Source organism: Klebsiella sp. RHBSTW-00484, from assembly GCF_013705725.1.
Classification (GTDB): Bacteria; Pseudomonadota; Gammaproteobacteria; order Enterobacterales; family Enterobacteriaceae; genus Klebsiella.
In genome coordinates this window covers 464,618-479,715 of record NZ_CP055481.1, presented here as the reverse complement: position 1 = coordinate 479,715, position 15,098 = coordinate 464,618, and the positions used below count along the sequence as shown (strand labels likewise).

The window sequence follows — 15,098 nt, the reverse complement described above, 5'->3', positions numbered from 1 at the left end:
GAGATTATTATGACTCAACACGATCAATTACATCGCTATCTGTTTGAAAACTATGCCGTACGCGGTGAGCTGGTAACAGTTTCAGAAACTTTAGAACAGATTCTGACAAACCATAGCTACCCGCAGCCGGTGAAAACCGTGCTGGCAGAACTGCTGGTTGCGACCAGTCTGCTGACCGCAACGCTGAAGTTTGCCGGTGATATTACCGTTCAGCTGCAGGGCGATGGTCCACTATCGCTGGCAGTAATTAACGGCAACAACCAACAGCAGATGCGCGGCGTGGCTCGCATGCAGGGCGAGATTCCGGAAGGGGCTGACCTGAAGACGATGGTGGGTAACGGATATCTGGTCATTACTATCTCTCCAGATGAAGGCGAGCGCTATCAGGGCGTAGTCGGTCTGGAAGGCGATACGCTGGCGGCTTGCCTGGAAGATTACTTCCAGCGTTCCGAGCAGTTGCCAACCCGGCTTATCATTCGTAGCGGCGAGCATGAAGGTAAGCCGATGGCGGGCGGTATGCTGCTGCAGGTTCTCCCGGCACAAGACGCACAGGCCGCAGACTTCGAACATCTCAGTACGCTGACCGAAACCATCAAAGCTGAAGAGTTGTTTACCCTGCCTGCGAACGATGTGCTATGGCGTCTGTACCACGAAGAAGAAGTGACCGTTTACGAGCCGCAGAGCGTAGAGTTCAAATGCACCTGCTCCTACGAACGCTGCGCAGGTGCGCTGAGAACGCTGCCAGATGAAGAGATTGACAGTATTCTGGCCGATGAAGGTGAAATCGACATGCACTGCGATTATTGCGGTAGCCATTATGTCTTCAATGCGATGGATATTGCCGAGATCCGCAATAACGCCTCACCGGCCGACCCGCAGATCCACTAATCGTTCATCTCGCCAGGAGTTTGGTTGAGGTTTTTCCTCCGTCGCTCCTGGCGTCAAGTTTTTTTATCTGCGAGATGAATCGATTCCTCCTGAAAGTATTACGTAATTTTATTTCAGGTAAGCGATTACATTCACATTTCAATAGTTTTTTTAATTACTTTTTAACCATTAAGAAACATCTACCCCCACCAAAGCCCTATTTCCTGAGATAATCCCCCACGCTTCGTGACAGGAGTCACAACGTTTTTCGTAAGTATGCCGTTTGTCGAGATACGTAAATCTATGAGCCTGGTCGCGGTCTATACCCCGTAATAACCCCTACAATTTAAAGCAGTACATATTGGCTAAGGAGCAGTGACATGCGCGTTAATAATGGTTTAACCCCGCAGGATCTCAAGGCTTATGGTATCAATGACGTCCAGGATATCGTTCATAACCCCAGCTACGATACTTTGTATCAAGAAGAGCTAGCCCCCAATCTGGAAGGTTATGAACGAGGCGTATTAACCAATCTTGGTGCTATCGCCGTCGATACCGGTATTTTCACCGGCCGTTCTCCAAAAGATAAGTATATCGTTCGTGACGATACCACCCGCGATACCGTGTGGTGGTCTGACAAAGGCAAAGGCAAAAACGACAACAAACCGCTCTCTGAGGAAACGTGGCAGCACTTGAAGGGACTGGTTACCCGCCAGCTCTCCAACAAGCGTCTGTTTATCGTTGATGCTTTCTGCGGCGCAAATGCTGACACTCGCCTGAGCGTCCGCTTTATTACCGAGGTCGCCTGGCAGGCGCATTTCGTGAAGAATATGTTTATTCGCCCAAGCGATGAGGAACTGGCAACCTTCAAGCCAGATTTCATCGTGATGAACGGTGCAAAATGCACTAATCCGCAGTGGAAAGAGCAGGGACTCAACTCCGAAAACTTCGTCGCCTTCAATCTGACCGAACGCATTCAGCTGATTGGCGGGACCTGGTACGGCGGCGAAATGAAAAAAGGGATGTTCTCCATCATGAACTACCTGCTGCCGTTACAGGGCATCGCTTCCATGCACTGCTCCGCAAACGTAGGGGAAAAAGAGGATGTCGCCATCTTCTTCGGCCTTTCCGGCACCGGCAAAACAACCCTTTCAACCGACCCAAAACGTCGTCTGATTGGCGATGACGAACACGGCTGGGATGACGATGGGGTATTTAACTTCGAAGGCGGCTGCTACGCGAAGACGATTAAGCTTTCCGAAGCCGCAGAGCCGGATATCTACCATGCGATTCGCCGCGATGCGCTGCTGGAGAACGTCGTAGTGCTGGCCGACGGCACGATCGATTTTAACGACGGTTCGAAGACCGAAAACACCCGCGTCTCTTATCCGATTAACCATATCGAGAACATCGTTAAGCCGATCTCCAAAGCGGGTCATGCTACCAAGGTTATCTTCCTGACCGCCGACGCGTTTGGCGTGCTGCCGCCGGTTTCTCGTCTGACCGCCGACCAGACTCAGTACCATTTCCTGTCTGGCTTCACCGCCAAACTGGCCGGTACCGAGCGCGGCGTCACCGAGCCGACACCAACCTTCTCCGCCTGCTTCGGCGCGGCTTTCCTGTCGCTACACCCGACGCAGTACGCAGAAGTGCTGGTCAAGCGCATGCAGGCTTCTGGCGCGCAGGCCTATCTGGTCAACACCGGCTGGAACGGCACCGGCAAACGTATCTCGATTAAAGATACCCGCGCCATTATCGATGCCATCCTCGACGGTTCGCTGGACGACGCGGAAACCTTCACTCTGCCGATGTTTGAGCTGCAAATCCCAACCGAATTGCCGGGCGTGGATACCCATATCCTTGACCCACGCAATACCTACGGTTCGCCAGAGCAGTGGCAGGAGAAGGCCGAGCAGTTAGCGAAGTTGTTCGTTGAGAACTTTGAGAAGTATACCGATACGCCAGCAGGCGCAGCGCTGGTTGCCGCAGGGCCGAAACGCTAAAGCGGTTCGTCAGTAACAGAAAAGCCGGGAATCACTTCCCGGCTTTTTAATGCGCTTAAAACAGGTATCAGGCAGGCTTCTTCTTACTCGCCAACTTCCGCCGCTTATCCAGGTCCTTGATCAGCTTATTCACCTGCTCATCGGCAAACATTGCCTCCAGCGTGGTGGAAAGCTTGCGCCGCCAGTTTGGATACTCCGTACTGGTGCCCGGAATATTGACCGGCTCGGCCATCTCCAGCCAATCCTCCGGCTGCAAACCCAACAGCGCGCTGTTGCTGTCGGCAATATAACGCTGCATCCCGCGATTGAGGGTCGACGTCATCGCCATCAGCGACGCTTTATGCCCGGTACGCTTTGGTAGGCAACCATAGCGGTGCAGCGCATCCAGCAGCCCCTGCTTCGCCAGCTCGCGATCCTGATACAGCCCGCGCAGCACCACCTCATCCGGATACAGGCCCAGCGATTTACCCAGCGTCAGGTCACCGCTTTCCCAGTAGCCGCGCAGCGTTGGCAGGTCATGCGTCGTAGCCACAGCCATTGATTGCTCCGGATACGCCTTCGGCGCACGGAAAGTCTTCTCGTGGTCATTTTCGAAATAGAGCACTTTATAGGAGTAAACACCGCTTTTGCGCAGCTTACCGACGATCTCAACCGGCACGGTACCCAGATCTTCACCGATCACCATACAGCGATGACGCTTACTCTCCAGCGCCAGAATCGACAACAGGTCATCCACTGGATACTGCACGTAAGCGCCGTGATCGGCGGTTTCACCGTAAGGGATCCACCACAGACGCAGCACCGACATCACATGATCGATGCGCAGCGCACCGCAGTTTTGCATATTAGCGCGCAGCAGTTCGATAAACGGCTCATAGGCGCGCGCCACAATGATATGGGGATCCATCGGCGGCAGGCCCCAGTTCTGCCCCAGCGGGCCAAGAATATCCGGCGGCGCGCCGACGGAGGCTTTCAGGCAGTACAGCTCACGGTCGCACCAGGTTTCCGCCCCGCCTTCCGCAACGCCCACCGCCAGGTCGCGATACAGGCCAATCGGCATAGCGTCGTTTTGGCTGGTGTGCCAACAGGCGGCAAATTGGGTATAGGCGAGCCACTGTAGCCACAGGTAAAAATTCACCTCATCAGCATGCTCGGTACAGAACGCTTTCACTTCAGGGCTATGAGTGTCCTGATAAGCCTTCGGCCAGGCGGGCCAGCCCCAGCGCATCGGATCCTGCTTAACCTGCCAGGCGTGCAGCGCGTCAAACGCCGCCTGCCAGTACAGACTTTCACCCTCGCGCGTCACAAACTGACGAAACTCAGCTGTTGCTTCATCATTATTGCGCGCGGAGAAACCTTTCCACGCCATGCGCAGCGCGGCGATTTTCAACGCGGTCACGGCGCTATAGTCGACGTCATCGGTCTCACGCGCAGCCTGTAACGCCCGCTGCGTAGCCGGTGATTGCCACCACTTCTGCGCTTCTTTGCTCTGACGGAAATCCTCTACCGCATTAACATCAATATAGATAACATTGAGCCAGCGGCGTGAAGACGGACTGTACGGGCTGGCGCTCTCCGGGTTAGCCGGATAGAGCGCGTGAATTGGGTTGAGGCCGATAAACGAACCGCCGCGACGGGCGATTTCCGGCAACATAACACGTAAATCGCCGAAATCACCAATTCCCCAGTTTTTCTCCGAGCGCAGCGTATAAAGCTGCACGCAGGTACCCCACAGCTTCTTGCCATCCTTCAGCGCCTGCGGCTCGTAGCAGCGCACGGGCGCAATGATAGCCCGGCAGTGCCAGCGATCGCCGTCCTGAGTCAGCGTTAGCGTGTGATACCCTTCCGGCAGCCTTGCTGGCAGCGGCAGCGTTTCACCGCCGCGCACCTGGCCTTGATACTGTTTGCCATCTTCAGTGGTGAGGATCCAGTGGAACTCACCCTGACCTGCCACCGGCAAAGACATCTTTTTGCCGTGGGTAAACACCTGCACCACAGGAAGCGGGTTAACCGCCACCTTCGTGGCGATTGTTGTACGATGCATCGCATCAAGCAGGCGCTGCTTGGTGGTTGCCGCAATAGACTGCGGCTTACCATGGGCGTTGATATAACTTGGGCTGATTCCCGCCGCCAGGGCAGCGTTATCAAGGCGTTTAGTCTCCATAGGCCTGTCCTTAGCGTTTTGCCTGCCAGATACGTTGCTGATAATCGCGAATGGAGCGGTCAGAGCTGAACATACCGCAGCGCGCAGTATTCAGGATCGTCGCGCGAGTCCAGGCTTCCTGGTCGCGATACAGCTCATCAACCTGCTTCTGCGCCGCCACGTAGGCTTCGAAATCTGCCAGCACCAGGTACGGATCACCGCCTTTCAGCAGGCTATGCAGCATCTGGTCGAAAGCATGCTTATCGCCATCGCTATATTTACCGCTTTCCAGCTCCTTGAGCACCGCATCCAGCAGCTTGTCTTTCTTACGCCATTTCAGCGGATCGTAACCTTTGGCCTTCAGGGCTTTCACTTCTTCCACGGTAAGGCCGAAGATAAAGATGTTTTCTTCGCCCACCTGTTCCGCGATTTCAACGTTCGCGCCGTCCAGGGTTCCGACGGTCAGCGCACCGTTCAGCGCCAGTTTCATATTGCCGGTACCGGAGGCTTCTTTGCCTGCCGTAGAAATCTGCTCGGAGATATCCGCCGCCGGAATCAGCATTTCCGCCGCCGACACGCAGTAATCCGGCAGGAACACGACCTTCAGCTTATCGCCAACCAGCGGATCGTTGTTGATCGCTTCAGCAACTTTGTTGATCGCCCAGATAATATTCTTCGCCAGATAATAGCCCGGCGCCGCCTTCGCGCCGAACAGGAACACGCGCGGTACGCGGTCTGCCTGCGGGTTCTCACGAATTTCTTTGTACTGTGCGAGGATGTTCAGCAGGTTGAGGTGCTGGCGTTTGTACTCGTGCAAACGCTTAATCTGGATATCAAAAATCGCCTGCGGGTTAATCTCAATCCCGGTACGCAGCTTCACAAACTCCGCCAGGCGAACCTTGTTGGCCAGCTTAATGTCGCGGTACGTCTGACGGAACTTCGCATCGTCAGCGTATTTTTCGAGGTTAATCAGCTGGTCGAGGTCGTTGGCCCACTCTTTCTTCAGCGTCTTATCCAGCAGCGCGGCCAGAGCCGGGTTGCACTGTTTGATCCAGCGGCGCGGAGTAATACCGTTGGTGACGTTATGGAATTTATTCGGCCACAACTGGTGATATTCCGGGAACAGGTCTTTCACCACCAGGTCGGAGTGCAGCGCAGCAACGCCGTTAACCGCAAAGCCGCTCACCACGCACATGTTCGCCATACGAACCTGTTTGTCATGCACTACCGCCAGCTTCGCCCAAACCTGTTTGTCGCCCGGCCAGGTTTTATCCACCAGCTTTTTAAAGCGGTCGTTAATTTCTTTGATGATCTGCATATGACGCGGCAACAGCGCTTTCACCAGCTTCTCATCCCAGCACTCCAGCGCTTCCGGCATCAGGGTGTGGTTGGTATAGGCGAAGGTTTTACTGGTAATCGCCCAGGCGTCGTCCCAGCTCAGCTGATGCTCGTCGATCAGCACGCGCAGCAGTTCCGGGATCGCAATCGTCGGGTGAGTATCGTTCAACTGGATGACTTCGTAATCCGCCAGCTCCGCCAGCTTACGACCCGCCAGATGATGGCGACGCAGGATATCGGCAACCGAACAGGCGCACTGGAAGTACTGCTGCATCAGACGCAGTTTTTTACCCGCCTGATGGTTATCGTTTGGATAGAGGACTTTCGTCAGTTTTTCCGCGTCGATACCCTGCTGTTCAGCACGCAGGAAATCGCCGTCATTGAATTTGGTCAGGTTAAACGGATGCGCGTGTTTGGCTTGCCACAGACGCAGCGGTTGCGCGACATTGTTGCGATAGCCCAGCACCGGCAGATCCCAGGCTTCGCCGGTAATCACGAATGCCGGTACCCATTCGCCGCCTTTGGTGACTTTACCGCCGAGTCCAACCTGGACGTCCAGCGCTTCATTGTGGCGAAACCACGGGTAGCTGCTACGCCCCCAATCGTCCGGCGCTTCCATCTGCTGACCGTCAGCAAAAGATTGACGGAACAGGCCGTATTGATAGTTCAGGCCGTAACCGGTCGCCGACTGACCAACGGTCGCCATGGAATCGAGGAAACATGCCGCCAGACGGCCTAACCCACCGTTACCTAAACCTGGATCGATCTCCTCTTCCAGCAGGTCGGTCAGGTTAACATCATGCGTCTGAAGCTCATCACTCACCCCTTGATACCAGCCAAGGTTGAGCAAATTGTTGCCGGTCAGACGACCAATCAGAAACTCCATGGAGATGTAGTTTACATGGCGCTGCCCTTCAGCCGGTTTCACGACCGGTTGAGCCGACAACAGCTCGGCCAGCGCACCGCTCACGGCACGCCACCACTGGCGCTGAGTCATCTCACTAGCGGACTGTAATCCAAAATGCTGCCACTGACGCATCAGTGCAGCCTGAAACTGAGCTTTGTTAAAAGTAGTCTGTGACATAAGAAATCCGGGTCCTTTACTAAAACAGTTAGCGTTAGTGTGCCGACCTCCCGGAGTCACGTCCTCATCCCGCCAGGGATTAGCCGGGGAGGAGTAGCAGGGATGAGCGAAAAGTGTGATCTTGGGCACTATTACGTTAGCTTACTGGCGAAATTATGCTGGAAAATTCGCCGCATCGGAACAACAATTCTCCCGCGACCTGCTGCATGAAAATGTGTTACAAGCCAAGATGAGAAAAGTAAGCAAAATGCCGCTTTGTAAATATTGAGAAATAAAAGTAAATATCGTGGGAATAAGCGGACTTTAATACAGAAATAACTCAAAAGGGTGACTTATAAGAATTCACTGAGAATAATTTAATAAAAACAAACAACTACTAGTATTGTAAAAAAAGATTAGCTTATTGTGCCTAAAAATCCCGCAAACCCAGTAACCGCGCACGCTGTCACCCTTTTATATGAATTTCACTCTATGTCAAAATTTGTGACATAGAGCAAATTCAAGAGCATAAAACTCGGACATAACTTGCAATAAAATTCATTATGGCCGACCTTATTAGATATTAATTACGAAGCGCAAAAAAATTCGCAATTCCTCCCTTGCACAGCGAAATGTAGAACTATGTTGATTCCGTCTAAATTAAGTCGTCCGGTCCGCCTTGAACACACCGTGGTTCGTGAGCGATTACTGGCGAAACTTTCCGGCGCGAACAATTATCGTCTCGCGTTGGTGACCAGTCCGGCTGGATACGGTAAGACCACGCTCGTTTCTCAATGGGCGGCGGGGAAAAATGACCTTGGCTGGTTTTCGCTGGATGAAGGCGATAACCAACAGGAGCGTTTTGCCAGCTATCTGATCGCCGCCATTCAGCAGGCCACCGGCGGCCACTGCGCGGCCAGCGAAACCATGGTGCAAAAACGCCAGTACGCCAGCCTGCCCTCCCTCTTCGCGCAGCTCTTTATCGAGCTTGCCGACTGGCAGCGCCCATTATTCCTGGTGATTGATGATTACCATCTGATCAGTAATCCGGTTATTCATGATGCGATGCGCTTCTTCCTTCGTCATCAACCGGAAAATATGACCCTGGTGGTGCTGTCGCGTAACCTGCCGCAGCTCGGTATTGCCAACCTGCGCGTTCGCGATCAGTTGCTTGAAATTGGTAGCCAGCAGTTGGCCTTCACTCATCAGGAAGCCAAACAATTTTTCGACTGTCGTCTCAGCTCGCCAATCGAGGCCGACGACAGTAAAAGGCTGTGCGACGATGTCGCCGGTTGGGCCACCGCGCTCCAGCTCATCGCCCTCTCCGCCCGTCAGAACAATACCTCCGCTCATCATTCCGCTCGCCGTCTTGCCGGTATCAACGCCAGCCATCTTTCCGACTATTTGGTCGATGAAGTGCTGGATAACGTCGATCCGCGAACGCGTAACTTCCTGCTGAAAAGCTCGCTGCTGCGCTCAATGAACGATGCACTGATCGTCCGCGTGACAGGCGAAGAAAATGGTCAGATGCAACTGGAAGAGATTGAGCGTCAGGGGCTATTTCTGCAGCGGATGGACGATTCCGGCGAGTGGTTCCGCTATCATCCGCTGTTCGGCAACTTCCTGCGCCAGCGCTGCCAGTGGGAACTGGCGGTTGAACTGCCGGAAATTCATCGTGCTGCCGCCGAAAGCTGGATGGCGCAAGGCTTCCCAAGCGAGGCCATTCACCATGCCCTGGCGGCGGGTGATGCCAAAATGCTGCGCGATATCCTGCTTAATCACGCGTGGGTCATGTTTAACCACAGCGAGCTGGGTTTGCTGGAGCAGTCTCTGGCGGCGCTGCCGTGGTCAAACCTGCTGGAAAATCCGCGTTTGATTCTCTTACAGGCCTGGCTGATGCAGAGCCAGCACCGCTATAGCGAAGTGAATACCCTGCTGGCCCGCGCCGAGCAGGAGATGGATGCGGAAATGGATACCGCCATGCACGGCGACTTCAACGCCCTGCGCGCCCAGGTAGCGATTAACGCAGGCGATCAGGAAGAAGCCGAGCGCCTGGCAATGGTGGCCCTCGACGAACTGCCGCTCGCCAGCTACTACAGCCGCATCGTGGCCACCTCGGTGCATGGCGAAGTGCTGCACTGCAAAGGCCAGTTGAGTAAATCGCTGGCGGTGATGCAGCAAACCGAACAGATGGCCCGCCGCCATGACGTCTGGCATTACGCGTTATGGAGCATGATCCAACAAAGCGAAATCCTCTTTGCTCAGGGGTTCCTGCAGGCGGCCTGGGAAATTCAGGAAAAAGCCTTCCAGCTCATCCGCGAACAGCATCTCGAACAGTTGCCGATGCATGAATTCCTGCTGCGTATTCGTTCCCAGTTACTGTGGGCGTGGGCGCGGCTGGATGAAGCGGAAACCTCCGCACGCAACGGCATGGCGGTGCTTTCAACTTATCAGCCGCAGCAGCAGCTACAGTGCCTGACGTTAATGATCCAGTGCTCGCTGGCTCGGGGTGATCTGGATAACGCGCGCAGTCATTTGAATCGTCTGGAAAATCTGCTTGGCAACGGCCATTACCATAGTGACTGGGTATCCAATGCCGACAAAGTCCGGGTGATTTACTGGCAGATGATTGGCGACAAAGCCGCTGCGGCAAACTGGCTACGCCAGACGCCAAAACCGGAGTTCGCCAATAACCACTTCCTGCAGAGCCAGTGGCGGAACATCGCCCGCGCGCAGATCCTGCTTGGTGATTTCGATTCCGCCGAAATGGTGCTTGAAGAGTTAAATGAGAATGCCCGTTCGTTGCGCTTAATGAGCGACCTGAACCGCAACCTGCTGCTGCTCAACCAGCTCTACTGGCAAGCAGGGCGTAAAAGCGAAGCGCAGAAAGCCCTACTGGAAGCGCTCACCCTCGCCAACCGCACCGGGTTCATTAACCACTTTGTAATTGAAGGCGAAGCGATGGCACAGCAGCTACGCCAGCTGATTCAGCTCAACACGCTGCCGGAGCTGGAACAGCATCGCGCTCAGCGCATTTTACGTGATATTAACCAGCATCATCGCCACAAATTCGCCCACTTTGACGAAGGTTTCGTTGAACGCTTGCTGAACCATCCGGAAGTCCCGGAACTGATCCGTACCAGCCCGCTGACCCAGCGTGAATGGCAAGTGCTGGGGCTAATCTACTCCGGCTACAGCAACGAGCAGATAGCCGGTGAGCTGGACGTCGCGGCGACCACCATCAAAACCCACATTCGCAACTTGTATCAGAAGCTTGGCGTCGCTCACCGCCAGGATGCCGTACAGCATGCCCAGCGATTGCTCAAAATGATGGGGTATGGGGTTTAACCCGAAGCGAAACTGATGACAAACCTGTTTTAGTATTGTTCGCGTATTTTCGCCGGGTGGCGGCTGACGCCTTACCCGGCCTACAAACCCCGTGACATCAACAAATTACGCACCGTCTGTAGGCCATGCAAGCGAAGCGCCACCGGGCAATTTCTGCAAGGTGAACGTTGTTAGCCGTCTGCCCGTACCTGAATAAGATAGCCGCCGTCGAGCGGCTCGCAGCTAAACCTCACCGGTAAAAACCGCTCGACTACCGCAATATTGGTCAGCAAATGCGCTGACGTTTTCGCCACGGTAAACGCGCCTTCTCCCGCCAGCGCCAGTGGTAAAATCAGCTGGTCAGCCAGATATTCCCCCACCGCCGCCGGGCTTGCGAGATAGCGTTTCGCCTCCGATGCCAGCTGGAGCGCGACCTTTTCCGCGCTCACGCCTTTGGTGCCAAAGGCAACAAACAGCTCCGTCAGATGCGCGCTCTCAACGGTCAGCGACAGCGTATTCCCCGGTCCGGCACCGCCTTCCAACACCCGAACTTTCTTATCCGTCAGCGGAAACCAGGCTTCCAGCGCCATCACTTCGCGCTCGCCAACGTGGTAAGGCACCGCCGCCAGCAGGGCTTCGGCGTGAATACTCACCGTTTCACCCCGCGATATCAGTTGCAACCCGTTCAGCGACGCGACCGGCTCAACCTCCGTCACTACCGCGCCACCACCAGCCGGATAAAAGCCATGTTTTATCAGGGTGGTGCGCTGGTTTATCCCCATCTTCACCAACAGTGGTTCCCAGACGCGGCAAATAAAATCCGCGCTGGGAGCGGCCTGATTGTGGGTTCCGCCATGTACCTCAATACGTGCGCCAGCGTCGGCAAGCCACAGCGCCGGAAGCACGGTTTGCAGCACCAGCATGCAGCTACCTGCGCTACCGATAGCAAATTTATACTCCCCGCCGCGAACCCGTCCCGGAGCAAAGCGTAACCGCTGCGAGCCCAGTTCATCGCCGCTGACCTCGGCGCCACAGATTTCCTTCGCCGCCAACACCGCCGTTAAATGCTGGCGCAGAAGACCCGGCTTAGCCCGCCCGGCACGAATGCTGGTAATCTCAAACGGCTGGCCGGTTATCATCGACAGACTCAGCGCCGAGCGCAAAATCTGCCCGCCGCCTTCTCCCTGCGCGCCGTCCAGCGCGATAGTCCTTTCCATTTTGTTATCCCTTAACGCACACCACCTGACGCAGCGTATGCACAATTTCCACCAGATCGGATTGCGCGGCCATCACCGCATCAATGTCTTTGTAAGCCATCGGAATTTCGTCAATCACATCCGCATCCTTACGACATTCTACATGCGCGGTGGCGAGAATCTGATCGTCGACGCTAAACAGTTTTTTCGCTTTGGTACGGCTCATCACGCGCCCGGCACCGTGGCTGCACGAGCAGAACGACTCTTCGTTACCCAGGCCGCGCACAATAAAGCTTTTCGCCCCCATGGAACCCGGAATGATCCCGAACTGCCCCTTCTGCGCGGATACCGCGCCTTTACGGGTCACGAAGACCTCTTCACCAAAGTGCTGCTCTTTTTGCACATAGTTATGGTGGCAGTTAATCGCCTCCATGCTGAGCGTAATGGGTTTCTCCACGCATTTCTGTAGCGCCGCCAGCGTATTTTCCATCATCGCATCACGGTTCAGGCTGGCAAACATCTGCGCCCAGCTCACCGCTCGCAGATAATCGTCAAAGTATTCAGTATCTTCATCAAAATACGCCAGATCGCGGGACGGCAGCGTTTCCAGTTGATCCTGCATCTCCTGCTGCGCCAGGCCGATAAAATACGTACCGATAGCATTACCTATTCCACGTGAACCGGAGTGCAGCATAATCCACACCTGTTCGCCCTCATCCAGGCAAATTTCAATAAAGTGGTTACCGGTTCCCAATGTTCCCAGATGTTTATGGTTATTGGTGTTCAAAAAACGCGGATATTTTTGCGTTAACCACTGATATCCCGCCTCCAGTTGCGCCCATTTCTCATCCACGTTGACCGGCGGGTTTTCCCATGCGCCAACGTCACGACGGCTACGCGTATTGGAACGACCGTGCGGCACAGCAGTTTCAATTGCCTGACGCAGCGCCGGAAGATCGGGGAGATCCGCCGCCGTTAAGCTGGTACGCAGCGCGTTCATCCCACAACCGATATCCACGCCCACCGCCGCCGGAATAATCGCGCCTTTGGTTGGGATCACGCTACCGATGGTCGATCCTTTACCCAAGTGCACATCCGGCATCACGGCAATATGTTTGAAAATAAACGGCATTTTCGCCGTATTGATCAGCTGCTGACGAGCATCGTCTTCTACCGGCACGCCTTTAGTCCACATTTTTACCGGTGCATTCTGGGTAGTCATTAATTCGTAATTCATTGTCTTTTCTCATTTTATTAATAGGGTGGCGACAAGTTAATGTGAATACGCCGTTCTACCATTGAACTACAGAGCCAGGCTCTGACGGGACTCGAACCCGCAACATATGTAGATCCACAGGCATTCGCCAAAATAGGGTGGCACGACAAGTTAAGGTGGATCGCCTGCTCTATCCTCTGAGCTACGGAGTCGGACTCCGGCAGGATTTGAACCTGCGACCTGGCCATTCGTAGTGTAGATCCACCGGCATTCGTGCCTTCAGCGTGATGCGAAAACTCGCACCGCGCTGAATATTCTTTACAGCGTCACCGACTCAATCTCTTCCAGCCAGTGCTCTCTGCCGTAGCGACCGTTAACAAAGTTATCAATCACCGTAAATACCTCGTCGCTAAAACCGCCGACGTTTAAAATATCGCCCCGCTCCATCGCCTGGGTGGTGCCGTAAGGCAGCATATCGATGCACACCAGACGTGCCTGCGGATTGCGTTTTTTCAGTTCAACCCAGCACTCCATGGTGGCCGTCGAGCCGTGGCGCGACTTATCAATCCAGGATTCGTTATCCGACACCATAATCACCAGATCCACCCGCGCCCGCTCGGCCAGCAGCTTGCGCAGCGGCGCGGAGCAGTTGGTGCTGCCACCGCCCACCGCCGCCAGCTTTTGCGCGTTGTGCATCACCGACTGCTTAGCATCAAGCGCGACGTTCACCACATCGCATTCAAACGGCAACACGCGGGCCTGCGGGTGGTTACGCAGCACGGCGGCGGCAATCAGCCCGGCAACGTCCACACAGCGGATCTTGCTGGTCGCCCCCTGGCGATGGCCAGTTACCGATGAGCGCATCGACCCGGACACGTCCGGGCAAACCACCACGTTGCCGCGAAACTGTGGCACGTTTTCCAGCGCATACTCCATCGCCTGCTCCAGGGCGTCGCCAATCGCCTGCGGCACGCTGCTTTGCAGATTGCTCCACGCCGACAACAGCTGGTAAGGATAGACCCAGGACTGACGCACCTGCGCCCTGTCCGCCAGCCGCTTCGCCACGCTGGCGGCAAGCGTTGCATCCTCAAACACGCCGTGACGCGCTAGAGTATTCAAATTCATACGCAGCGTTTGCCAGCTCATCCGTTGGGCCAGCAACGCCCACTGTTCTGTACTTAGCGGCGAGTGGGTCAGTAGTAAAAATGGCACATCCGGTAAAGCCGCACCTTCACGACCTTCGCGAAACGCCAGCAGCGCCTGCGTTTTCTCCGGCAGCTGCGCTTTGTCGCACGGCTTGCCAATTAGCCAGGCAAAGAAAGCGTCGTGCCATGGAGCCTGTGGACGCGGGTGCACCATCTTCACGATATCCGCCAGCGATGGCGAGTTGCCTACCGAAGCCTGCAATAAGCGCTCTTCGCTGGCCTCTTGTAGCCAATGCTGAACCAGCTTCTTCGGCCGCGTGCCCAGCGAGCGCCGACCGGTGACGCCGCTGCGCAATATCTGCACGAAGTTACGCAGCATCCGACCGTTGTTGACAACCCGCGCAAACACCACCGGCAGCAGCGCCGAACCTCGCGCCGCCAGAATCGCGGTCAACAACGCGGGCATATCTTTCATCATTCCCCGCTCGCGGCCATAAATCGCCAGCTTCGCGAGAAACAGATCGTCCAGGTCTTTCGCTATCTCCAGAACATCACTGAGCTGTGCCTGAGCGCTGGCATAAAAGGTCTCGTTCATGCAACCGGTCATCACCATCTGCGCCAGCTTATGGCGCGGGGTGAAGGCAAAAGCCGCTGCACGTTCGTGGTTTTGCGCATTTGCCAGCGGCGCGTCCCGTAACAGTGAACGGAACAAAAGTGGATTCGCCATCTGTTTTCCCATTTCCGTTATTCTCCATGCCATGACTATTGCAACCACCGTGCCAGATTTTAAAAATAATTAT

8 protein-coding genes are annotated in these 15,098 nt (G+C 55.1%); 3 read left to right on the top strand and 5 right to left on the bottom strand.

From position 1 onward, the window contains the following. Positions 1–3 precede the first annotated feature (3 nt). Positions 4–888: an Hsp33 family molecular chaperone HslO gene (gene hslO, locus HV213_RS02130; RefSeq protein WP_181486320.1), complete on the top strand. Its 885-nt coding sequence runs from the start codon at positions 4–6 to the stop codon at positions 886–888. A 359-nt stretch (positions 889–1,247) separates the two neighbouring features. Next, positions 1,248–2,870 carry a phosphoenolpyruvate carboxykinase (ATP) gene (gene pckA, locus HV213_RS02125; RefSeq protein WP_181484639.1) on the top strand — a complete coding sequence of 541 codons (1,623 nt, stop codon included), beginning with the start codon at positions 1,248–1,250 and terminating at the stop codon, positions 2,868–2,870. 67 nt (positions 2,871–2,937) lie between these two features. Here pckA and malQ read toward each other — a convergent pair whose 3' ends face one another. Together malQ and malP are read right to left on the bottom strand one after the other, a co-directional pair. Continuing rightward, positions 2,938–5,034, bottom strand: coding sequence for a 4-alpha-glucanotransferase (malQ, locus tag HV213_RS02120; protein WP_181484638.1), 2,097 nt, complete (start codon positions 5,032–5,034; stop codon positions 2,938–2,940). A 10-nt stretch (positions 5,035–5,044) separates the two neighbouring features. Continuing rightward, positions 5,045–7,435, bottom strand: coding sequence for a maltodextrin phosphorylase (gene malP / locus HV213_RS02115; RefSeq protein WP_181484637.1), 2,391 nt, complete (start codon positions 7,433–7,435; stop codon positions 5,045–5,047). A gap of 621 nt (positions 7,436–8,056) precedes the next feature. On the opposite strand from malP, the gene malT reads away from it, so the two are divergent. Further along, a complete protein-coding gene (gene malT / locus HV213_RS02110) occupies positions 8,057–10,762 on the top strand; it encodes an HTH-type transcriptional regulator MalT (RefSeq protein ID WP_181484636.1) in 2,706 nt (901 codons plus the stop codon). Positions 10,763–10,932: 170 nt separating this feature from the next. Here malT and rtcA read toward each other — a convergent pair whose 3' ends face one another. From rtcA to HV213_RS02095, 3 genes are all read right to left on the bottom strand, one after another. Next, positions 10,933–11,958, bottom strand: coding sequence for an RNA 3'-terminal phosphate cyclase (gene rtcA, locus HV213_RS02105; protein WP_181484635.1), 1,026 nt, complete (start codon positions 11,956–11,958; stop codon positions 10,933–10,935). A 4-nt stretch (positions 11,959–11,962) separates the two neighbouring features. Further along, on the bottom strand, positions 11,963–13,174 hold the full coding sequence (rtcB, locus tag HV213_RS02100; protein ID WP_181484634.1) for an RNA-splicing ligase RtcB: 1,212 nt from the start codon (positions 13,172–13,174) through the stop codon (positions 11,963–11,965). A gap of 297 nt (positions 13,175–13,471) precedes the next feature. Further along, on the bottom strand, positions 13,472–15,025 hold the full coding sequence (locus HV213_RS02095) for a vWA domain-containing protein (RefSeq protein WP_181484633.1): 1,554 nt from the start codon (positions 15,023–15,025) through the stop codon (positions 13,472–13,474). Between the last annotated feature and the right edge of the window lie 73 nt (positions 15,026–15,098).